Origin of the sequence: Mesorhizobium sp. WSM3860, from assembly GCF_002294995.1 — a bacterium.
Classification (GTDB): Bacteria; Pseudomonadota; Alphaproteobacteria; order Rhizobiales; family Rhizobiaceae; genus Mesorhizobium.
Genome location: NZ_NSGF01000033.1, coordinates 1 through 22546, shown reverse-complemented (window position 1 = coordinate 22546; position 22546 = coordinate 1). Strand labels below are relative to the sequence as shown.

Here is a 22546-nt window from a genome sequence, read left to right as displayed (position 1 = left end):
CGCGAGCCTCCATGACCGACGCTCTCTTCAGGAATTTCATCGACGGCCGCTTCGACGAGCCGTCGGCCAGCTTCGACAGCTTCGATCCGTCGACCGGCGTATCGTGGGCGAAGATGCCGGCGGCGTCCGAAGCCGATGTCGACCGCGCCGTCGAGGCGGCGCATCGCGCACTGCGCACCGGCCCTTGGGCGTCGATGACAGCAACCGCGCGCGGCAAACTGCTGGTCAGGCTCGGCGACCTTGTCGCCGCCAATGCCGGCCGCCTGGCCGAGTTGGAGACGCGCGACACCGGCAAGATCATCCGCGAGACCCGCGCCCAGATCGCCTATGTCGGCGACTACTACCGCTACTATGGCGGGCTGGCCGACAAGCATGAAGGCGTCCATGTGCCGATCGACAAGGTCGATCTCGACGTCACCATCCGCCGCGAGCCGATCGGCGTCGTCGCCGCGGTGGTGCCGTGGAACTCGCAGCTCTTCCTCTCGGCGGTCAAGCTCGGCCCGGCGCTTGCCGCGGGCTGCACCGTTGTGCTCAAGGCCTCCGAGGACGGCCCGGCACCGCTGCTCGCGTTCGCCGAGTTGGTTCACGAAGCCGGCTTTCCGGCCGGCACCGTCAACATCCTCACCGGCTTCGGCCAGGAGTGCGGCCGGCGCCTCACGAGCCATCCGCTGGTCTCGCGCGTCGCCTTCACCGGCGGCCCGGCGACGGCGCGCGCCATCGTCAGGAACACGGCGGAGAACCTCGCCCACACGACGCTCGAGCTTGGCGGCAAGAGCCCGGTCGTCGTCTTTGCCGACGCCGACCTCGACAGCGCCGCCAATGCGGTCGTCGCCGGCATCTTTGCGGCGACCGGGCAGAGCTGTGTCGCCGGCTCGCGCCTGCTGATCGAGCGCTCCGTGAGGCAAGAATTCCTCGGCCGGTTGAAACGCAAGGCCGAAGCGATCCGCATCGGCGATCCTCAGGATCCGGCCACCGAGATGGGTCCTTTAGCCACCCTGCGCCAGCGCCACCGGATCGAGACCATCGTCGCGGAAAGCCTCGCCGCGGGCGGCACGCTGGTCACCGGCGGGGCGCGGCCGGAAATCGGCGCCGGCTTCTACTATGCGCCGACGATCATCGATGCCGGTGATAGCAACCTACCCTGCGTGCGTGAGGAATTGTTCGGGCCGGTGTTGAGCGTGCTCGCCTTCGACACTGAGGCCGAGGCTTTGGCTTTAGCCAACGACACGCCTTTCGGTCTCGCCTCCGGTGTCTTCACCTCAAATCTCGGCAAGGCGCACCGCATGGCGCGCGACATCCATGCCGGCGTCGTCTGGGTCAACACCTATCGCGCTGTCTCGCCGCTCGTTCCCTTCGGCGGCTACGGGTTGTCGGGTCTCGGCCGCGAAGGCGGGCTCGACGCCATCCGCGACTACACGCGCTCGAAATCGGTCTGGATCAAGACCTCGGACGAGCCGATCCCCGATCCCTTCGTTATGCGCTGAGAACGCATGCCGAGGGTGCACCGACAAGAACAAGAAACGGAACAGAGAAATCAGAGGAGAATGACATGAGACTGATCTTAGCCGGCGTGCTCGCCGGACTGTTGTCGGCAACCGCCGCCAAGGGCGACGAAATGGTGTTCACCAGCTGGGGCGGCACCACGCAGGAAGCGCAGACCAAGTCCTGGGCCGAGCCGTTCGCGGCGAGCTCCGGCATCAAGGTGCTTCAGGACGGCCCGACCGACTACGGCAAGCTGAAGGCCATGGTCGACGCCAAGAACGTCACCTGGGACGTGGTCGACGTGGAAATGGATTTCGCCATCAAGGCCGCCAAAGACGGGCTGCTCGAGCCGATCGACTTCGCCGCCGTGCCGAAGGCCGATCTCGACCCGCGCTTCAGCAACGAACACGCCGTCGGCAGCTTCTACTATTCCTTCGTGCTGGCATGGAACAAGGGCGCGGTTTCGGGTGAACCGACAAGCTGGGCCGACATGTTCGACACCAAGAAGTATCCCGGCAAACGGACCTTCTACAAGTGGTCGGCGCCGGGCGTGATCGAGATCGCGCTGCTCGCCGACGGCGTGCCGGCGGACAAGCTCTATCCGCTCGATCTCGAGCGCGCTTTCAAGAAGCTCGACACGATCAAGTCGGAGATCGTCTGGTGGGGCGGCGGCGCGGAGTCGCAGCAGCTCATCGCTTCCGGCGAGGCCGCCTTCGGGCAGCTCTGGAACGGCCGTGTCTTTGCGCTCGAGAAGGACGGCGCCGATGTCGGCGTCTCCTGGAACCAGAACCTCACCGCCGCTGACGTTCTCGTCGTGCCGAAGGGCGCCAAGAACAAGGACAGCGCCATGAAGTTCCTCGCCGCCGCGACCAGCCCGACCGGCCAGGCGAAATTCGCCGAGGCAAGCGGCTACGCGCCGATCAACACCAAGGCCAAGGCCGAAATGCCCGCCGACGTGGTGAAAGGGCTGCCCGACGCGCATGTCGACGGTCAGATCAATCTCGACATGAACTACTGGGCCGAGCACCGCGACGAGATCGCCACGCGCTGGTACGCCTGGCAGACCAAGTAGCGCCACAGGAACCCAGGAGGCGCGGCAAGCCGCGCCCCCTTCGGGACGACGGGAACCGCTCGATGCAAGCACACTCCCTCAGCCGCGGCTCGGTTGCCGGCCTGCCGGCCGGCAGCGGCGGCGCCCTGCCGGCCCTGGTGCTGGTCGGCCTGTTCTTTGTCGTGCCGGTGGTCGCGCTCTTGCTGCGCAGCGTCACCGATCCCGAGCCCGGCCTGCAGAACTATGCCGCGCTGTTCGGCAGCGGCACTTATGTGCGGGTGTTTCTCAACACGTTCCTGGTCGCGGCGGTCGTCACCGTCGTGACCATCCTCGTTGCGTTTCCGGTCGCCTGGATGCTGGCGATCATGCCGCCGGCGCTCGGCTCGATCGTCTTCGGCATCATCATCCTGTCGATGTGGACCAACCTCCTCACCCGCACCTATGCCTGGATGGTGCTGCTGCAGCGCACCGGTGTGATCAACCGGGCGCTGATGGGGCTCGGCGTCATCGACGAGCCGCTGCCGCTCATCAACAATTTGACCGGCGTCACCATCGGCATGGTCTACATCATGCTGCCCTTCATGATCCTGCCGCTGGTCGGCACGCTGCGCGCCATCGACCCGATGACGCTGCGCGCCGCCGCCCTTTGCGGCGCGAGCCCGTTGCAGGCATTCCGCCGCATCCTGCTACCGCTGTCGTTGCCCGGCATCGCCGCCGGCGGGCTGATGGTCTTCGTCATGTCGCTCGGCTATTTCGTGACGCCCGCGCTGCTCGGCGGCACATCGAACACGATGCTCGCCGAGATGATCGCGCAGACGGTGCAGTCGCTGCTCAACTGGGGGCTCGGAAGTGCCGCGGCCTTCGTGCTGCTCGCCGTCACCATGGTGCTCTACGCGATCCAATTGCGCATGGTCGGCGCCAGGCGCCTCGCCGGAGGGCTCTGAGATGCTGCTCGACTACGACCGGCTCGGATGGCTACGCGCGGCGCTCGCCGGCTTCACTGCGCTGGTCGCAGCTTTCCTTCTGTTACCTGTGGTCTTCATCGTCCTGTTGTCGTTCGGCTCGTCGCGCTGGCTGGCCTTTCCGCCACCCGGCTGGACGCTGAAATGGTATCAGGAACTGCTCGCCGATCCGGCCTGGATCGACGCCGCTTTGACCAGCGCGAAGATCGCCGCGATGGCCGCCATCCTCGCGGTTCTGATCGGCCTGCTCGCCTCCTTCAGCCTGGTCAGGGGCGAATTTCGCGGCCGGCAGTTCCTGCGCGGCCTGCTGCTGACGCCGATGGTGCTGCCGGTGGTGGTTTTCGCCATCGCCATCTATGCCTTTTTCCTGCGCATCGGGCTCGCCGGCACCACGATCGGCTTCGTCATCGCCCACACGATCCTGGCGCTGCCCTTCGCCATCGTTCCGATCGCCACCGCGCTCGAAGGTTTCGACAAATCGATCGAGGACGCGGCGATCGTGTGCGGGGCAAGTCCGCTGCAGGCGAGGCTCAGGATCACCCTGCCCTCGATCCGCATCGGCATCTTCTCGGCGGCGATCTTTTCCTTCCTCGCCTCTTGGGACGAGGTGGTGGTGGCGATCTTCATGGCGAGCCCGACCCTGCAGACCTTGCCGGTGAAAATCTGGGGCAGCCTGCGTGCCGATCTGAGCCCGGTCGTCGCCGCCGCCTCCAGCCTGCTCGTCGGCCTCACTCTCGCCCTGATGATCGTCACCGCACTCCTTCGCAGAAGACTATCCAGATGACCCGGCCATTCCTGTCCATTCGCGCGGTAAGAAAGGCGTTCGGCGCCTTCGTCGCCGTCCACGACGTCACCATCGATGTGCCCAAGGGCGAATTCCTGACCTTTCTCGGGCCGTCCGGCTCCGGCAAGTCGACGACGCTCTATGCGATCGCCGGTTTCCAGGATCCGACGGCGGGCGACGTGCTTTTGGAAGACAAGTCGCTGCTTTCGGTGCCGTCGCACAAGCGCAACATCGGCATGGTGTTCCAGCGCTACACGCTGTTCCCGCATCTGAGCGTCGCCGAGAACGTTGCCTTTCCGCTGCGGGTGCGCCGCCGGCCGGACGCCGAAGTGAAGCGCAAGGTCGCCGATATGCTGGCGCTGGTGCGCCTGGAAAAATTCGCCGAGCGCTATCCGGGCGCACTGTCGGGAGGCCAGCAACAGCGCGTGGCGCTCGCCCGCGCGCTCGCCTACGACCCGCCGATCCTGCTGATGGACGAGCCGCTATCGGCGCTCGACAAGAAGCTGCGCCAGGAGATCCAGGCCGAGATCCGCCGCATCCACCGCGAGACCGGCGTCACCATCCTGTATGTCACCCACGACCAGGAAGAGGCGCTGCATCTTTCCGATCGCATCGCTCTGTTTAAGGAAGGCCGCATCGAGCAGATCGGCACCGGCGAAGACCTCTATCTCAGGCCCGCCAGCGAGTTCGTCGCCGGCTTCATCGGCAATTCCAACTTCCTGGCGGCGGAGCATCTCGAAACAGAGAATGGCGTTGCCTTGGTGCGGTTGGCCGATGGCTCGATCGTCAAGGGCGTGAAAGCCACCCATGCGCTCGGCCGCGGCCAAAAGGCCAGGCTGATGGTGCGGCCGGAAGCGTTCCGCCTGACGCCCATGGAGGGGAATGCGGCGCTCGCCGTCGAGATCGTCGACACCGCCTTCTTCGGCGATCGCCGAAGAGTCGTGGCCCGTACGAAGTCGGGCGACGAGATCGATGTCAGGCCAACTTCGGATACAGCCGAACCGGGCGGCGCCGATGCCGCTTCGGGCCGGCAGATTTTCTTCGATCCCGCTACGGCCTTCCTGTTTCCGGCTTGAATCCGGGCTGGGTCATCCCCGCGACTGGCCGCCATCCAGTGCCACGTCGTCACAACCGCGACCGCTTCGCGCCAGGCGGAAGACCGGAACGCCTATGCGGCTCAGCCAGGTGAGGTCCAGCTATGATGGACACTCGCTGGGCCCGCGGTCGCGGATAGAAGGCACGGGACTTCCTCGTCTGAGCAGTTCTCGCCCAGGCCAGCAAAGCGCTTGCCTATTTGGTATGCTGGTATAATGTGTACCTGACATAGCGTGATCATCAGCAGATGCGCTACGCTGAGGGCTGCCAAGCCAGTCGTTTCGTTGGGAGGAGAATGACATGAGAGTTTCGATTGTTGCGGCGCTGGCCGGCGTCGCACTGGCAAGTGCTGCTGCGCTGCCGGCAATGGCGTCTCCGGACGCGCCGGTCATCGCGCTGGCCAATGCCTATTACGGCAATACCTGGCGGCACCAGATGGTGAAGGCGTTCGAGGCATCGGCCAAGGAGGCGAAGGCCGCCGGACAGATCGCCGACTACATCGTCATGAACGGCGACGGCTCGGTCGCGCAGCAGAACAGCCAGATCGCCGAGCTGATCCTGAAGAAGGTCGACGTGCTCGCCGTCGACGCCGCCTCGGAGACCGCGGTCAACGGCGTCATCGAAAAGGCCTGCAAGGCCGGCATCATCGTCATCTCTTTCGACTCAGTCGCTTCGGCACCCTGCAATTACCAGCTCAATTTCGACTTCAAGGGTTACAAGGCCGCCCAGGCGGAAGCCGTGTTCAAGATGCTCGGCGGCAAGGGTAACGTCATCCAGGTGCGCGGCGTGAAGGGTTCGGCGCCCGACAACGACATGTTCAACGCGCAGCAGTCGGTGCTGGCGAAGTACCCGGATATCAAGGTGGTCGCGACCGTCTACGGCCAGGCCACGGCCTCGGTGGCGCAAGCGGCGATCGCCAACGTGCTGCCCTCGCTGCCGCACGTCGACGCCGTGCTCGGCCAGGGCGGCAGCGACGATGTCGGCATCGCCCAGGCCTTCGTCCAGTATGGCGGCGACTACAAGGACAAGATGCCGGTCATCGAAGGCGGCGGCGGCACCGACTTCGTCAAATGGTGGGCCGAGGAGAACGCCAAGAACGGCTACCAGACCGTATCGATGAACACCACGCCCGGTATCGGCGGTGCCGCCTTTTGGCTCGGCCTGTCGCTGCTCAAGGGCGCCAAGGCGCCCAAGCTGATGATCATGCCGGTGGCGACGGTCGATGCCGGCAACCTGAAGGACTACGCCAAGCTGCCGGGCGGCCAGATCATCAGCCCGAGCTATTCGCTGGATTGGGTCAAGCAGAACCTGCTCAGCAAGTAAGGCACCAGCCCAGGGATCGGGCGTCGCCTACGGCCGCGCCCGATCCTCGCCTTGCGAAGAACCGGAGGACGAATGTCCCAGCTTGCCGTTGCCGCTCAGGACAGCGCCGCAACCGCGGCGCCTGCCGCGTCTGCCCGGCCAGCCGTCGTCGCGCTCAGCGGGATCACCAAGAGTTTCGGGCCGACGCTCGCCAATGCAGGGATCGATCTTTCGGTCGACGCCGGCGACGTGATCGGGCTGGTCGGCGGCAACGGCGCCGGCAAATCGACCTTGATGCGCATTCTGTGCGGTGCAATGTGGCCGACGCTCGGCTCGATTTCCTTTGCCGGTGAAGAAATGGCTTTCGCCAACTCCGACACCGGCGAAGCGCAGCGGCGTGGCATCCGCATGGTGCACCAGGAGCTGTCGCTCTGCGCCAACCTGTCTGTCGCCGAGAATTTTTTCCTGGAAACACCGAGCGATTCCGCAAGCCGGCCGGGCTGGCGCGCGCTCTACCGCGCCCGTGCCCGCGCGGCGCTGGATGCCGTCTTTCCCGGCAACGGCATCGACGCCGACGCCGAGGTCGGCCACCTCACCATCGCCGAACGGCAGATGGTGGAGATCGCGCGCGCTGCGGCGACGCCGGGCGTCAAGCTGATTGTGCTCGACGAGCCGACATCCTCGCTCGATCTCGACCGATCGAAGCAGCTCAGGGCCTTCATTCGCGAGCGGGCGAAAGCCGGGCTCGCCTTCATCTTCATCAGTCACAAGCTGCACGAAATCATCGACATCGCCAGCGAAGTCGTGGTGCTGCGCAACGGCCGCACCGCTTGGCAGGGCCATGCCGCGGACGCTTCGATCGGCAAGCTGGTGCAATTGATGGGCGGCAATGCCGACCCGGTCCACCAGCACGCCGTCACGGCCGCATCCTCCCAGGACGTGCTGGTGCGGCTCTGCGGGCCGCTGACGGCCGAGCTTGGCCACGACATCGACATCGTGCGTGGCGAGATCGTCGGGCTGGCCGGTCTCGAAGGCAGCGGGCAAAAGGAATTGCTGCACGCGATCTTCAAGCCCGAGCGAAAGCAGCATGCCGGCGTCTCCAGGGGGGCGGAGGCAGGCTTCATCGCCGGCGACCGGCAGAAGGAAGGCGTGTTCCCGCTGTGGAGCGTGCTCGGCAACATCAGCATCGGCGCGCTTGCCCGCCGCCCCGCGCTAGCTGTCGTTTCCGACCGAGCCAACCGAGACACCGCTTCGCATGCCGCAAGCCGCCTGCGGCTGGACGAGAAGCGCTTTCAGTCCAGCATCACCGAGCTCAGCGGCGGCAACCAGCAGAAGGCGCTGGTGGCGCGGGCGCTGGTCGCCGACACGCCGGTCATCCTGCTCGACGATCCGACGCGCGGCGTCGACATCGCCACCAAGCAGGATTTCTACCGGCTCTGCAACGAGGTCGCGCGCGGCGGCCGCGCGCTGATCTGGCACACGACCGAGGATGCCGAGTTGCTCGCCTGCGACCGCGTGCTGGTCTTTTCCGGCGGGCGGATCGTGAAGGAACTGGCGGGCGAGGCGATCACCGAGCAGGCGATCGTCGGCGCCTCCTTCGCGCAATCGGCGGACAGGCAGGCGAGCGCCGCCAAAGACCGGACCGCGATGGCGAGGTTCGGGCGCCGGCTGGTCAATTCGGCGCCGTTCATCGGGCTTGCCGCCGTGCTCGCCATCATGATCGCGATCAACCCGGCGGTCGCCTCGACTTTCGGACTCGACCTTTTGTTGATGCCGGCGCTGTCGCTGGTGCTGGTGACGGCGGCGCAGATGTTCATCGTCGGCGGCAGCGAGATCGACCTCGGCGTCGGCGCCTTCGCAGGACTTGTCAGCGTGCTCAGCGCGACGCTGCTCTACGACCAGCCATGGCTCGGCGCGCTGGCGCTTGTGGCCGCGCTCGCCGCCTATGCGGGGCTCGGCGGCGTCATCCAGGCGCGCAAGATCCCGGCCATCGTCGTCACGCTCGGCGCGTCCTTCATATGGGTCGGCATCGGCTACGCTCTGCAGCCGACGCCGGGCGGCGCCAGTCCCGAGTGGTTGTCGACGCTGTTCGGCTGGTCGATCGGTTTTATGCCGACGTCGATCATCCTGATCGCCGCCGTGGCGCTGATCGTGCTCGTCATCGACCGGCTGCCGCTCGGCGTGGTGCTGCGCGGCTTCGGCAACAATCCGGCGGCCATGATCCGCTCGGGATGGTCGCCGACGCGCTACGCGCTGGTGCGCTATCTGATCGCCGGCTTGTTTGCAGGCGCCGCCGGCCTGTCGCTGACAGCCATCAACACGGCGAGCGACATCAATTCCGGCAATTCCTATACCTTGCTCAGCGTTGCCGCCGTGGTGATGGGCGGCTGCTCGCTGCTCGGCGGCATCATCTCGCCGATCGGCGCCGTCGCCGGTGCGGTGACGCTGTCGCTGATCGGCGCGCTGCTCGGCACGCTCAGCGTCAGCAGCGACTACAACGCCGCCACGCAAGGGTTGATCCTGATCGCGCTGCTGACGTTGCGCAGCCTGACCGCCGACCGCAGGAGCGAACCATGAGCGCATTCGCGGGCTTCGGCATCTGGGCGCAACGGAACCGTTGGATCTGGTCGGCGATCGGCGTGCTTATTTTGTGGCTGGTGCTGTCCGTCGTCACCAACCGATTCAGCCTGTCCAGCCTGTCCGGCGTCATTCTGTCGGCATCCTTCCTGACGGTCGTCGGCATCGGCCAGATGTTCGTGGTGACGACCGGGCGCGGCAATATCGATCTGTCGGTCGCCTCCGTGATCACGCTCAGCGCCTTCGTCGCGCTGCTGACCATCAAGGGCCAGGACGCAAATCTTGCCATCGGCGTGCTCGCCGCCATCCTGCTCGGCCTTGCCGTCGGGACGCTCAATTCGCTGCTCGTCGTCGGTCTCGGCATTCCGGCGATCATCGCGACATTGGCGACCGGCTATGTGCTGGCGACGGCGACGCTGCTGTCGAACAAGGCGATACCGGGCTTCATCGTCAGCCCGGCGCTGAAGGAACTGGCGACCGGGCGCATTTCGGGCGTGCCGATCATGGCGATCATCGCCATCCTCGGCGTGGCGGCGACTGGCTTCGTGCTGCGCTACACCATATTCGGGCAATTGCTCTCGGCGGTCGGCCAGAACCGCGCCGCGGCACGGCTCGCCGGCATCCGCAACGGGCGCGTGATCGCGTCGGCCTTCATCATCTCGTCGGTGCTGGCTTCGCTCGACGGGCTGCTGCTCGGCGCCTATATCGGCGGCGCCTTCCTCGAAATGGGCCAGCCCTATCTCCTGCAGTCGATCGCCGCCGTGGTGCTTGGCGGAACGCTGATCTTCGGCGGCTCGGCGACCGCGCTCGGCACACTCTTCGCCAGCATCCTGCTCGTCCTCATCGTCACCACCATGCAGATCATCGGCCTGCCTCCGGGCGCGCAGGACATCGTGCAAGGCGTTGTCGTCATCTTGGTTCTGGCGCTTGCCGGACGTCAGGCGCTGGCGCGGCGTGCGTTTGTCGAAATTGCAGACGGCGATCATGATGCAACGGCCGACGCGGAAGCGAGCGCGGCAACGGCCCAGCCGAAGTGAGGGAGCGACGAATCAGAGATTTCTCTTGCCAATTTGGTAGGGTGATTATACCAGTATACAAGGTGACGATCTGCATTGACCGTCGCCTAAAACATCAGGAGCAGGTTAGATGACAACGATTGCGCTGTTCGGTGCGGGCGGCAAAATGGGCTACCGGCTGTCGACCAATTTTCGCGCTTCCCCCTATGTGATCCGTCATGTCGAGATCAGCGAGGCGGGCAAGGAGCGGCTGAAAAGCGGTCTCGGCATCGACACGCTCAGCGTCGACGAGGCGCTCGCGGGCGCCGAAGTCGTGATCCTGGCGGTTCCCGACACGCATATCGGCAAGGTCGCGGCGAGCATCGAAAGCAAGCTGGCGCCGGGGACGATGGTGATCGTGCTCGACGCCGCGGCGCCTTTTGCCGGCCATCTGCCCAAGCGCCCCGACCTTACCTACTTCGTCACGCATCCCTGCCATCCGCCGATCTTCAACGACGAAACCGACATGGCGGCCAAGAAGGACTTCTTCGGCGGCGTCAAGGCCAAGCAGCATTTCGTCAGCGCCCTTATGCAGGGCCCGGAGGAGGACTATGCCAAGGGTGAGGAAATCGCCCGCATCATCTGGGCGCCGGTGATGCGCTCGCACCGCGTGACCGTCGAGCAGATGGCCCTGCTCGAACCTGGTCTTTCTGAGACTGTCTGCGCGTCGCTGCTCGTCGTCATGAAGGAAGCCCTCGATGAGGTTGTGGCGCGGGGCGTCGACCGGCAGGCGGCGCTCGACTTCCTGCTCGGCCACATGAACGTGCTCGGCGCCGTCATTTTCGGCGAAACCAAGGGCGTGTTCTCGGACGCCTGCAACAAGGCGATCGAATTTGGCAAGCCGGTGCTGATGCGTGACGATTGGAAGCGCGTTTTCGAGCCGGAAGAGATCGCCGCCAGCATCCAGCGGATCACGTGAGGCGGGATACCTCGCGGGCCTCAGATGGACCACTATCAGGTACATATCATCTGAATTTGTGGTTGACTCATCATACCAGTTGGATTTAGCTGTTTTCACTCGGATCTATGGGAATCCGAAGCTGGAGGAGCGGAGGATGGCGGGGAACGGCAGCGAGCGCCGGTTCGGATGAAAGCCGGCGAAAGGCTTTCAAATCCGGGCGGCGCTGCCTGCACCGCCTGACGTCTTCAGAAGCGCAGACAATCGCCTCGGTGTCCGAGGCAGGTTTTCAATGGGAGGACTTCATGAAGCTTACTCGAAGAATGACGCTTGCGGCTTTCGCCGGCATGCTCGCACTCGGCACCGCGATGCCTGCTTATGCGGCGGACCTGATTGCCATCATCACGCCCTCGCACGACAATCCGTTCTTCAAGGCGGAAGCGGTGGGCGCCGAAGCCAAGGCCAAGGAGCTCGGCTACGACACGCTGGTGCTGGTGCATGACGACGACGCTAACAAGCAGTCGGAACTGATCGACACGGCGATCGGCCGCGGCGCCAAGGCCATCATCCTCGACAATGCCGGCGCCGACGCCACCGTCGCCGCCGTGCAGAAGGCCAAGGACGCCGGCGTTCCCTCGTTCCTGATCGACCGCGAGATCAACGCCACCGGTGTCGCCGTGGCGCAGATCGTCTCCAACAATTACCAGGGCGCCCAGCTCGGCGCGCAGGAATTCGTCAAGCTGATGGGCGAGAAGGGTAATTACGTCGAGCTGGTCGGCAAGGAATCCGACACCAATGCCGGCATCCGCTCCAAGGGCTATCACGACGTCATCGATGACTATCCGGACCTGAAGATGGTCGCGCAGCAGTCGGCCAATTGGAGCCAGACCGAAGCCTATTCCAAGATGGAATCGATCCTGCAGGCCAACCCCGACATCAAGGGCGTTATTTCGGGCAACGACACGATGGCGATGGGCGCCTACGCGGCGCTGGCCGCAGCCGGCCGCAAGGACGTCATCGTCGTCGGCTTCGACGGCTCGAATGACGTGCGCGACTCCATCACCTCCGGCGGCATCAAGGCGACGGTGCTGCAGCCCGCCTACGCTCAGGCGCAGATGGCGGTCGAGCAGGCCAACGAGTACATCAAAAACAAGAAGTCGCCCGAGAAGGAAAAGCAGCTCATGGACTGCGTCCTCATCAACGGCGACAATGCTCCCAAGCTGGAGACCTTCGCGCTCAAGAACTGAGCCGGCGCGATGCACAGCGAGGGGCGAACGCACGTTCGTCCCTCGCCTCCATTTCACTTTCCGGGTGCCCTTGATTGTCATGACCAAGCCGACTTGTCCGACCAGGCAGACTTGGCTGATCCTCGCGATAACCGCCGCCATCGGCCTCAGCGCCTGCAAGATCCTGCCGACGCCGTCGGCGCAGGGAGGCGACAGCGCCAACAGCTCGGCCTTCAATCCGGATAAGATGGTCGAGGAAATCTGGGCCTCGAAGGTCATCCCCTACCTGCAGCAGAAGGCTGGACCGTTCGCCGAGGTCCATGCGCTGGCGAAGACCGATCCCGCCGCTGCCGGCGCAAAATACGGCAATCCGAAGAAGCAGGCGAATTCGCCATGGACCTTCGCGGTGCGCGTCGAAGGCAAGATCGTTGCCGCCAACACGCAGTCGCGCGCGGCCACCATCGATGTCGACGTCGACGGCGACGGCAAGGCGGATGCGCGGGTGCAGATCGGGCCGGCCATGCGTGGGACCGCCATTCGCGACAGCCTGGATTTCGTGCAGTTCAACGACTTCACCAACCAGATCGACTTCGCCCAGTTCGGCAAGGCCTTCAATGCCTATGCCGGCAAGACGGTGATGTCCAAGCTGCCGCGCGACGGGCTGGAGGGCCGGACCGCGAAGGTGCTCGGCGCCTACACCATCGAGGGCGGCCAGGATCTGCCGCTGGTGACACCGGCGGAGGCCGAGATCGGGCCGAAGCCATGAGCCCCTCGCCCGGTCACGACGTCATCCTGAAGCTGGAGGACATCTCCAAGGTCTATGCCGGCACGGTGGCGGTCAAGCACGCGAATTTCGAGGTGCGCAAAGGCGCGGTCAACGTGCTGGTCGGAGAGAACGGTGCCGGCAAGTCGACGCTGATGAAGATCATCGCCGGGGTCGAAAGGCCGACCGCCGGCCGCATCCTGCTCGACGGCAACGAAGTTTCGTTCTCGTCCTCCGGCGACGCCGTCAGCCGCGGCATCGGCATGGTGTTCCAGGAGCTGAACCTGTTCGGCAATCTCTCGGTCGCAGAGAACATCTTTGCCACGCGTGAGCTGACCAACGCCTTCCGCAAGATCGACCACAGGGAGCAGGAACGGCGGGCCGCCGAATTCCTCGAACAGCTCGAAGCCGGCATAAGGCCAGACATGCTAGTCGAGGATTTGCGCATCGGCCAGCAGCAGCTGGTCGAGATCGCGAAGGCGGTCTCGCTCGACGCGCGCATCCTGATCATGGACGAGCCGACCTCGGCGCTGAGCGCGGCGGAAGTCGAGATCCTGTTCAAGGTGATCGCCGACCTCAAGGCGCGCGGCGTCGCCATTGTCTACATTTCGCACCGGCTGGAGGAGCTGATCCGCATCGGCGACTACATCACCGTGCTGCGCGACGGCCGCATCACCGGCCAGGAAGAGATGAAGAACGTCGACACGCAGTGGATCGTGCGGCAGATGATCGGCTCGGACGCCAAGGATTTCGCCAAGGCGGACGGCCATCAACCCGGCGAGGAGGTGTTCCGTGCCGAGGAGATCTGCCTGCCGCGCGTCACCGGCGGACTTGCCGTCGACCATGTGTCGCTCTCCTTGCGCGCCGGCGAGATCCTCGGCATCTACGGGCTGATGGGCGCCGGACGCAGCGAGTTGTTCGACTGCATCATGGGCCGCCACGGCCAGGCGAGCGGCAAGATCTTCATCGGCGGAAACCAGGTCAGGGAACGCGATACGACGCGCCGCATCCAGCGTGGTCTGGCGCTGATCCCGGAAGACAGACAGCGCGAGGGCCTGGTGTCGATCCTGTCCGTCGCCAGCAACCTGACGCTGGCCAGCCTGTCGCGCTTCGTCAGCCTGTTCCATATCCGCGGCGGCGCCGAGCGCCAGGCGGTCACGCAGATGGTGCGCGAGCTGGCGATCAAGGTCGCCGATCCGGCGCAGGAGGTGTCGTCGCTGTCGGGCGGCAACCAGCAGAAGGTGGTGATCGGCAAGGCGCTGCTTACCGGGCCGAAAGTGCTTTTGATGGACGAGCCCAGCCGTGGCATCGATGTCGGCGCCAAAGCCGACGTCTTCCGCACGATGCGCAAGCTGTCGCGCGATGGGCTGGGCATCCTCTTCGCCACCTCCGACCTCGACGAGGTGATGGCGCTGTCCGACCGGATCGCGGTGATGAGCAACGGAAAACTGACGGGCATGTTCGATCGCGCCGAGGCGACGGAGGCGGCCATCGTCGCCGCATCGGCGCTCGGCCACGGACCCGCGCATGGAGAATCCCGATGACCGACATTCCAGCCAAGGCTGCCGCGCCATCCGCATCCAGCGGTTCCGTGCTGCTGACGCTGATGAAGCTCCGCACCTTCATCGCGCTGATCGCGGTGCTGGTGTTCTTCTCGATCGCGGCGCCGAATTTCCTGTCGGCCGCCAATCTGATCCTGATGGCCAAGCATGTGGCCCTCAACGCCTTCCTCGCCATGGGCATGACTTTCGTCATCATCACCGGCGGCATCGACCTGTCGGTCGGCTCGATCGTCGGCCTGTGCGGCATGGTCGCCGGCTATCTGGTGCTCAACGGCATCGATCTGCAGATCGGCTACACCGTCTATTTCAACGTCGTCGAGATCGCGTTGATCACGCTGGCGGTCGGCATATTGATCGGCGCCGTCAACGGGCTGCTGATCACCAAGCTGAACGTCGCGCCGTTCATCGCCACGCTCGGCACGCTCTATGTCGCGCGCGGCTTTGCGCTTTTGTCGTCGGACGGCCGCACCTTCCCCAACCTCGTCGGCAAACCGGAGCTCGGCACCACCGGCTTCGGTTATCTCGGCGCCGGCAAGCTGCTCGGGCTGCCGGTCTCGATCTGGATCCTGGTCGTCGTGGCGCTGTGCGCGGCCTATCTCGCGCGCTACACGCCGCTCGGCCGCCATATCTTCGCTGTCGGCGGCAACGAGCGGGCGGCGCGGATCTCGGGCGTGCGCGTCAACATGGTGAAGATGTTCGTCTACATGTTCTCCGGCTTCTGCGCGGCGATCGTCGGCCTCATCATCTCGTCCGAGCTGATGGCCTCGCACCCGGCGACGGGCGAGAGCTTTGAATTGAACGCCATCGCGGCCGCGGTGCTCGGCGGCACCTCGATGTCGGGCGGCCGCGGCACGATCGGCGGCACCATCGTGGGCGCCTTCGTCATCGGCATCCTTTCCGACGGGCTGGTGATGATGGGGGTGAGCTCGTTCTGGCAGATGGTGATCAAGGGCCTCGTCATCATCGTCGCTGTGGTCGTCGACCAGGCGCAGCGACGGCTGCAAAGCCGCGTGACGCTGATGCAGATGGCGAAGGTGGGTTGAGCATGGCGGAGTTGCGCGGAGCGCTGATCGGCTGTGGCTTCTTTGCCGTCAACCAGATGCATGCTTGGCGCGATATCGACGGCGCCTCGATCGTGGCGATCTGCGACCGCGATCCGGAGCGGTTGAGGATTGTCGGCGATCAGTTCGGCATCGAGCAGCGCTACAGCGATGCGGCCGCGCTGTTTGCCGGTGAGACGCTCGACTTCGTCGACATCGCGACCACCGTTGGCAGCCATCGGCCGCTGGTCGAGATGGCTGCCGCCAACCGCGTGCCCGTGATCTGCCAGAAGCCTTTCGCGTCGTCGCTCGGCGACGCCAAGGCTATGGTGAAGGCCTGCGCGGACGCCAGCGTGCCGCTGATGGTGCATGAGAATTTTCGCTGGCAGTCGCCGATCCAGGCGGTGCGCGCCGTCCTCGACAGCGGCGAGATCGGCAAGCCGTTCTTCGGGCGCATCTCCTTCCGCTCGGCCTATGACGTGTTTTCTGGCCAGCCCTATCTTGCGACCGGCAAGCGCTTCATCATCGAGGACCTCGGCATCCATATCCTCGACATCGCACGCTTCCTGCTCGGCGACGTGTCGAGCCTCACCGCGCGCACCACGCGGGTCAATGCCAGTATCGCCGGCGAGGATGTGGCGACGATGCTGATGGACCATGAAGGCGGCGCCATCTCCGTGGTCGATTGCAGCTATGCGACGAAGCTTGCCGCCGAGCCATTTCCGGAGACGCTGATCGAGCTCGATGGCTCAGACGGCACGATCCGGCTGGCGCAGGGCTACCGGCTCACAGTCACCGGCAAGAGCGGCACCAGCGCCACCAACGCCTCGCCGCCGCTGCTGCCCTGGGCGTCGCGGCCCTGGCACAACATCCAGGAAAGCGTCTTGGCGATCCAGAAGCATTGGGTGGACTGTCTTGCCGCTGGCAAGGAACCCGCCACCTCCGGCGCCGACAACCTCAAGACATTCGCGCTGGTAGAGGCTGCCTATGCCGGCGCCGCCAGCCGGCAACCGGTGCGCATCGACGAGCTGCTCAGATGACCACGGATCGGTTGCTCCTCTACGGCACGCGTGCGGTCGAAACTGAATCGGTCCGGCTCAGCGCCGGCCCGCTCAGCGCCGATTTCGTCAACGGCAATCTGCGCACCATCCGCCACGACGGCATCGAGGTGCTGCGCGCCATCGCCTACATCGTGCGCGATCGTGACTGGGGCACCTATGAGCCGGCGCTGACGGATCTGGTCATCGAACAGGGCGACGATCGTTTCTCCGCGCGCTATTCGGCACGCTGCGAAAGGCCAGGCGGCAGCCGGCTCGACTTTGACGCTACCATCGAGGGCTACGCCGATGGCCGTCTCAGCTTCGACGTCAAAGCGCTGCCCGAAAGCGATTTCGAGACCAATCGCTGCGGCTTCTGCATCCTGCATCCGATCGCCGCCCTCGCCGGCAGCCCGGTCAAGGTCGAGCACACCGACGGCCGCGTGGTGGACGCGAAGCTGCCGCTGCTGATCGACCCCTGGCAGCCGTTCAAGGATATGCGCGCCATTACCCATCGGGTCGCCCCCGGCGTTACCGCCGAATGCCGGATGGAAGGCGACATTTTCGAGATGGAAGACCAGCGCAACTGGTCCGACGCCTCCTACAAGACCTATGTGCGGCCGCTGGCTCTGCCATGGCCCTATGTGCTGCCGGCGGGACAGACCAATCGGCAGACCATTACCTTGCGTATAACTTCCGACTCCAAGGTGACTGCCGCGACGACCGGCGTCGAGCCGGTCCGCATCGAACTTGGCGAGACCGGCGCGAAACTGCCCGATATCGGCGTGGTCATCTATCCGGAAGACGTCGAGGAGGCTTTGGGCAAACTGCCGCTGCTGTCCGAGCTTGGCCCGCAGCAGCTTCTCCTCCACTACGATCCGACACGCGGCCATGGCCTGGACGCCTTGCAGACTCATGCCGGGCTGGCCGCCGCTTTCCCCGTAGCGACGACACTCGAATGCGTGGTCGCATGCGCAGGCGATCTCGACATGGAACTGTCCGGTGTCGCGGAGATGGTGCGCCGGGCAGGTTTGCGGCTCGATGCGATCGCGGTCTCGCCTTCGGTCGACCGCCAATCGACGCCGCCCGGCAGCATCTGGCCGGCCTGTCCGCCGATGGAAGATGTCTACGCCGCGGCACGGCGCGCCTTCCCCGGCATCCGGCTCGGCGGCGGCATGTTCAGCTATTTCACCGAGCTCAACCGCAAGCGCGTTCCGGCCGGCGAACTCGATTTCGTCAGCCATTGCACCTGCCCGATCGTGCATGCGGCCGACGATCTCAGCGTCATGCAATCGCTGGAGGCGCTGCCATTCATCACCCAGTCGACACGGGCAATCTATGACGCAAAGCCTTATCGCATCGGACCCTCGACCATTGCCATGCGGCAGAACCCCTATGGCGGCGCGACCAAGGACAATTCCGGCGGCCAGCGCGTCGCCATGGCAAATCGCGATCCGCGCCATTCCGGCCTGTTCGCTGCCGCCTGGACGATCGGCTATGCCGCGCGCGTGGCGCCGGCCGGGCTCGAGATGCTGACGGTGTCCAGCTTCACGGGGCCGTTCGGCGTGCTGGCCGCCGCCGGCGAATCCGCCGAGGAAGGAACGCCGCGACCGATCTTCCATGCGGTGCAGGGGCTCGCCGCGCTGGCCGGCCGTACCCATATCGCCCTGCGCGTTAGCGATGATCGCATAGCGGCCCTGGCGGCCCGCTCGCCGACCGGCGCCGTCACGGCATGGCTGGCAAACCTCACAGCGGACGACGTGGCGGTCTACACCTCGGCGCTCGCCAGCGAAGCGGCAGGTCCGGTTACGATTTGGGACGGAGCGGGTGCGCGCAGGCTTGACCTGGGTAGGGCTGCGGGGCGCCTGACGATGCCGGCTTATGCCATAGTCAGGATCGGCTGAACGAAGCTATTTCTCGGAGCTCATCACGTAGAGGGCGCGCGAGCGCTCGAGATGCTTGATCATCGCCTTCTCGGCGCGTTCGGCGTCCTTCTTCTCGATACAGCCGATGATCTCCTCGTGCTCGGTCAGGGTGAACTTTTCCTTGCCGGTCCAGATCAGCATCTCGGTGTGATATTCCTTCAGCCAGCCGAGCATTGCCTCGCTGACCGCGACATAGATCGGATTGCCGGAAATCGCCGCGATCTGGGTGTGGAACCGCATGTCGGCGGAGATGAACGCCTCGGCATCGCCGCGCGCGGCGCGCTGCTCGGCAACGATTGCCTTCAGCCGCTGCACGTCCTCGGGCGTCGCCTTCTCGGCCGCTTCCTTGACCATGCCGCGCTCGAAGAAGATACGCACGCTCTTCAGGTGCTCGAGTGTGTCCTTCGAAGACGACAGGATGATCTTGGCGGCGCCATCGACCTGCTTGATGATCGACTTGGCTGTGAGCTGCAGCACCTTGGCGCGTTCGCCATGCGAGATGGCGACGAGTCCCATGTTGCTCAGCGCCTGCATCGCCTCGCGGATCGCCGGGCGGCCGACCTCGAAGCGCTCCATCAGCTCGCGCTCGGACGGCATGTCGTCGCCCGGCTGCAATTCGCCGCTGGTGATCAGGCGCTTCAGCCTGACGAAGACTTCGTCGGAAAGCTTGCGCCGGACGATCGGTTCCGAACGGTTCATCGCCGCGAATCACTCCCTTGACCCAGTCCCAATCTAGCACCGCGGCTGCAATTTCCGGAATGCCCGTCGCCTCTGCCGCAAGGCGCTCCGCAGGCAGGATTTGCTTGCAATGCTTATGTACTCATTATACCAGATTTGGAGCGCGGGGAATTCTTTTCCTGCCTTGCGACTGAGTATGGCCGGCCATGATCAACCTCACCTACCGCATCGAGACCTCGGGGAGCATTGAGATGCTGGCGGCCAAGATCGCCAGCGACCAGTCGACCGGCACTTTCGTCGCGCTGCCTGGCGAGACGGAGGAGCTGAAGGCGCGCGTCGCGGCCCGCGTGCTGGCGATCCGGCCTTTGCCCGATGCGGCACAACCTTCGATACCAGAGGCCGGCAACGGTCCCTTCAAGCGCGCCGATGTGGACATTGCCTTTCCTTTCGACGCGATCGGCACCGATCTCGCGGCGCTGATGACGATTGCGATCGGCGGCACCTATTCGATCAGGGGGCTGTCGGGAATCCGCGTCGTCGACATGAAGCTGCCTGAAGAATTCAGGGGCGCCCATCCCGGTCCGCAATTCGGTCTCGTCGGCAGCCGCAGGCTGACCGGCGTTGAAGGCCGCCCGATCATCGGCACGATCGTCAAGCCGGCGCTGGGCCTTCGACCGCATGAGACGGCCAAGATGGTGGGCGAACTGATCGAGGCCGGCGTCGATTTCATCAAGGACGACGAGAAGCTGATGAGCCCGGCCTATTCGCCGCTGCGGGAGCGGGTCAAGGCGATCATGCCGCTGATCCTCGACCATGAGCAGAAGACCGGCAGGAAGGTGATGTACGCTTTCGGCATCTCGCACGCCGATCCCGACCAGATGATGCGCAACCACGATCTGGTGCTCGAGGCCGGAGGCAATTGCGCGGTGATCAACATCAACTCCATCGGCTTCGGCGGCATGGCATACCTCAGGAAACGATCCGGGCTGGTGCTGCATGCGCATCGCAATGGCTGGGACATCCTGACCCGCCATTCCGGCCTCGGCATGGATTTCAAGGTCTGGCAGCAATTCTGGCGGCTGCTTGGCGTCGACCAGTTCCAGATCAACGGCATCGGCTCGAAATACTGGGAACCGGACGAGTCTTTCATCCGCTCCTTCGAGGCGGTGACGACGCCGCTGTTCTCGCCTGACGATTGCGCCCTGCCGGTGGCCGGCTCCGGCCAGTGGGGCGGACAGGCGCCCGAGACTTACGAGCGCACGGGGCGCACAGTCGATCTGCTCTATCTGTGCGGCGGCGGCATCGTCAGCCATCCCGACGGGCCGGGAGCCGGCGTGCGCGCCGTGCAGCAGGCCTGGCAGGCAGCGGTCGAAGGCATCCCGCTCCGGGACTTTGCGAGAAGCCATGTCGAGCTCGCACGCTCGATCGAGAAATTCGCCGACGGCAAGGCGGCGTGAGCATGCAGAACCTGCTCCTCAGCTATTATGGCGACGACCTCACCGGCTCGACCGATGTCATGGAAGCGCTCGAACTCGGCGGTGTGGCGACCGTGCTTTTCATGCGCAAGCCGGATGCCGGACTGCTGGCGCGCTTCGCTCATTGCCGCGCCGTCGGCCTTGCCGGCACCAGCCGCAGCGAGTCCCCGCAATGGATGGACACGCATCTTCAAGAGGCTTTCACCTGGCTGAAGTCGCTTCAGGCCGAGATCTGCCACTACAAGGTCTGCTCGACCTTCGATTCCAGCCCGACGATCGGCAGCATCGGCCGCGCGATGGAGATCGGTCGCGCGGTGTTCGAACAAGCCTGCGTGCCGCTGCTGGTCGGCGCGCCGCAGCTCAAGCGCTACACCGCATTCGGCCACCTCTTCGCAGCCTATCGCGACCGCTGCTATCGCATCGATCGGCACCCGGTGATGAGCCGCCATCCGGCGACGCCGATGGATGAATCCGACTTGCTCGTGCATCTGTCACGGCAGACAGACCTTCCTTCCGAGCTGCTGGACCTGGCAACGCTGCGCTCGCCCGACAGGTCCGCAATCTTCGACAGGCTGGTCGCCGGCGCGGCAATTCTCCTTATCGATGTCGACAGTCCCGAGAGCCAAGCGTTGGCCGGCAAGGAGATCTGGCGCGCCCGCAAGCCCGGCGGATATTTCGTCGTCGGTTCCTCCGGCATCGAATATGCGCTGCTCGCCGAATGGCAGGACAATGCAGGGGCAAGCAAGAGCTTCCCGCCGGCCGGAGCGGCCGACCGCATCGCGGTGGTGTCGGGCAGTTGCTCGCCAACGACGGAACGGCAGATCCGGCATGCGATGAGCGACGGCTTCGACGGCATCGAGGTCGACCCGGTGGAGCTTGTTTCGGATTCGTCGAGCGCGGCTATCGCGCGCGCGGCGGCGGCCGGCAAGGCCAGCCTCGATGCCGGGCGCAGTGTCATCCTCTATACGGCGCTTGGGCCCTCGGCCGATCGCGGCGCCGAGATCGATCGCCAGGAGGGCGCCCGCCACAGGCTTGGCCGCGGTCTCGGCGAACTGCTTCGCGCACTGACCGTGGAGCAGAAGTTGAACCGCGTGATCATCGCCGGCGGTGACACGTCCAGCCACGCGCTCGGTCAGATGGGCGTCGATGCGCTGACGGTGAGGATGCCGCTGCCGGCGTCGCCCGGCTCGCCGCTGTGCGTCGCCCATTCGAGCATCGCTGCGATCGACGGGCTGGAGGTGGCGCTGAAGGGCGGGCAGGTGGGGACAGATCGCTATTTCTCGGCCATCCGTGACGGTGTCGGCGGTTGATGGCGCCCATGCCGCACTCACCTGCATTCGGCTCGCTGTCGCCAAGGGAGTGACCAATGACGACACAGATGCCCCAAGTCTGGATCGGCACAAGCTGGAATATGAACAAGACGCTCGCCGAGGCGCGTGCCTTCGCCGGCGGGCTGCTTGCCGACCCGCAAGGCGATCCGCGTGTCCAGCGCTTCGTCATCCCGCCCTTCACGGCGGCGCGCGAGATCAAGGCGATGCTTCAAGGTACGTCCGTCAAGGTCGGAGCCCAGAACATGCATTGGGCCGACGAAGGCGCCTGGACCGGCGAGATTTCGCCGCTGATGCTGAAGGATT

At 65.2% G+C, this 22546-nt stretch carries 19 protein-coding genes; 18 read left to right on the top strand and 1 reads right to left on the bottom strand.

What is annotated here, in order from left to right:
* The first annotated feature begins 11 nt into the window (after nucleotides 1–11).
* From CK220_RS29620 to CK220_RS29550, 15 genes are all read left to right on the top strand, one after another.
* Nucleotides 12–1484: an aldehyde dehydrogenase gene (locus CK220_RS29620; RefSeq protein ID WP_095814917.1), complete on the top strand. Its 1473-nt coding sequence runs from the start codon at nucleotides 12–14 to the stop codon at nucleotides 1482–1484.
* A 65-nt stretch (nucleotides 1485–1549) separates the two neighbouring features.
* Nucleotides 1550–2554 (top strand): ABC transporter substrate-binding protein, encoded by a 1005-nt coding sequence (locus CK220_RS29615; RefSeq protein WP_095814916.1) that lies wholly within the window; start codon nucleotides 1550–1552, stop codon nucleotides 2552–2554.
* A 62-nt stretch (nucleotides 2555–2616) separates the two neighbouring features.
* On the top strand, nucleotides 2617–3477 hold the full coding sequence (locus CK220_RS29610) for an ABC transporter permease (RefSeq protein ID WP_095814915.1): 861 nt from the start codon (nucleotides 2617–2619) through the stop codon (nucleotides 3475–3477).
* A 1-nt stretch (nucleotide 3478) separates the two neighbouring features.
* The gene (locus CK220_RS29605) at nucleotides 3479–4279 is read left to right on the top strand and encodes an ABC transporter permease (RefSeq protein ID WP_095814914.1); all 801 of its coding nucleotides are present in this window, start codon (nucleotides 3479–3481) and stop codon (nucleotides 4277–4279) included.
* Nucleotides 4276–5355, top strand: a complete 1080-nt coding sequence (locus CK220_RS29600; protein WP_095814913.1) for an ABC transporter ATP-binding protein — start codon at nucleotides 4276–4278, stop codon at nucleotides 5353–5355. Before CK220_RS29605 ends, CK220_RS29600 begins: the two co-directional genes overlap by 4 nt.
* 319 nt (nucleotides 5356–5674) lie before the next feature.
* A complete protein-coding gene (locus CK220_RS29595; RefSeq protein WP_095814912.1) occupies nucleotides 5675–6697 on the top strand; it encodes an ABC transporter substrate-binding protein in 1023 nt (340 codons plus the stop codon).
* Between the two features lie 72 nt (nucleotides 6698–6769).
* A complete protein-coding gene (locus tag CK220_RS29590) occupies nucleotides 6770–9253 on the top strand; it encodes an ATP-binding cassette domain-containing protein (protein WP_095814911.1) in 2484 nt (827 codons plus the stop codon).
* The gene (locus CK220_RS29585) at nucleotides 9250–10290 is read left to right on the top strand and encodes an ABC transporter permease (RefSeq protein WP_095814910.1); all 1041 of its coding nucleotides are present in this window, start codon (nucleotides 9250–9252) and stop codon (nucleotides 10288–10290) included. The genes CK220_RS29590 and CK220_RS29585 overlap by 4 nt, the downstream gene beginning before the upstream one ends.
* A gap of 109 nt (nucleotides 10291–10399) precedes the next feature.
* A complete protein-coding gene (locus CK220_RS29580) occupies nucleotides 10400–11227 on the top strand; it encodes a phosphogluconate dehydrogenase C-terminal domain-containing protein (RefSeq protein ID WP_095814909.1) in 828 nt (275 codons plus the stop codon).
* A gap of 284 nt (nucleotides 11228–11511) precedes the next feature.
* Entirely contained in the window at nucleotides 11512–12453 is a 942-nt protein-coding gene (locus CK220_RS29575) for a D-ribose ABC transporter substrate-binding protein (RefSeq protein WP_067325557.1), read from the top strand.
* 79 nt (nucleotides 12454–12532) lie between these two features.
* The gene (locus tag CK220_RS29570; protein WP_095814908.1) at nucleotides 12533–13198 is read left to right on the top strand and encodes a DUF2291 family protein; all 666 of its coding nucleotides are present in this window, start codon (nucleotides 12533–12535) and stop codon (nucleotides 13196–13198) included.
* Nucleotides 13195–14739, top strand: coding sequence for a sugar ABC transporter ATP-binding protein (locus tag CK220_RS29565; protein ID WP_095814907.1), 1545 nt, complete (start codon nucleotides 13195–13197; stop codon nucleotides 14737–14739). Before CK220_RS29570 ends, CK220_RS29565 begins: the two co-directional genes overlap by 4 nt.
* Entirely contained in the window at nucleotides 14736–15800 is a 1065-nt protein-coding gene (locus CK220_RS29560; protein ID WP_095814906.1) for an ABC transporter permease, read from the top strand. Before CK220_RS29565 ends, CK220_RS29560 begins: the two co-directional genes overlap by 4 nt.
* Before the next feature lie 2 nt (nucleotides 15801–15802).
* Complete coding sequence (locus CK220_RS29555; RefSeq protein WP_095814905.1) at nucleotides 15803–16837, top strand: Gfo/Idh/MocA family oxidoreductase; 1035 nt, start codon at nucleotides 15803–15805, stop codon at nucleotides 16835–16837.
* The gene (locus CK220_RS29550; RefSeq protein WP_095814904.1) at nucleotides 16834–18738 is read left to right on the top strand and encodes a hypothetical protein; all 1905 of its coding nucleotides are present in this window, start codon (nucleotides 16834–16836) and stop codon (nucleotides 18736–18738) included. The genes CK220_RS29555 and CK220_RS29550 overlap by 4 nt, the downstream gene beginning before the upstream one ends.
* A 6-nt stretch (nucleotides 18739–18744) precedes the next feature.
* Here CK220_RS29550 and CK220_RS29545 read toward each other — a convergent pair whose 3' ends face one another.
* Complete coding sequence (locus CK220_RS29545; protein WP_095814903.1) at nucleotides 18745–19458, bottom strand: transcriptional regulator NanR; 714 nt, start codon at nucleotides 19456–19458, stop codon at nucleotides 18745–18747.
* 185 nt (nucleotides 19459–19643) lie between these two features.
* On the opposite strand from CK220_RS29545, the gene oiaX reads away from it, so the two are divergent.
* The 3 genes from oiaX to CK220_RS29530 all read left to right on the top strand — a co-directional run.
* On the top strand, nucleotides 19644–20894 hold the full coding sequence (gene oiaX, locus CK220_RS29540) for a 3-oxo-isoapionate-4-phosphate decarboxylase OiaX (RefSeq protein ID WP_095814902.1): 1251 nt from the start codon (nucleotides 19644–19646) through the stop codon (nucleotides 20892–20894).
* Between the two features lie 2 nt (nucleotides 20895–20896).
* A complete protein-coding gene (locus tag CK220_RS29535; RefSeq protein ID WP_095814901.1) occupies nucleotides 20897–22222 on the top strand; it encodes a four-carbon acid sugar kinase family protein in 1326 nt (441 codons plus the stop codon).
* A 68-nt stretch (nucleotides 22223–22290) separates the two neighbouring features.
* The coding region (locus tag CK220_RS29530) for a triose-phosphate isomerase (RefSeq protein WP_176479257.1) at nucleotides 22291–22546 on the top strand (256 nt) is incomplete at its 3' end.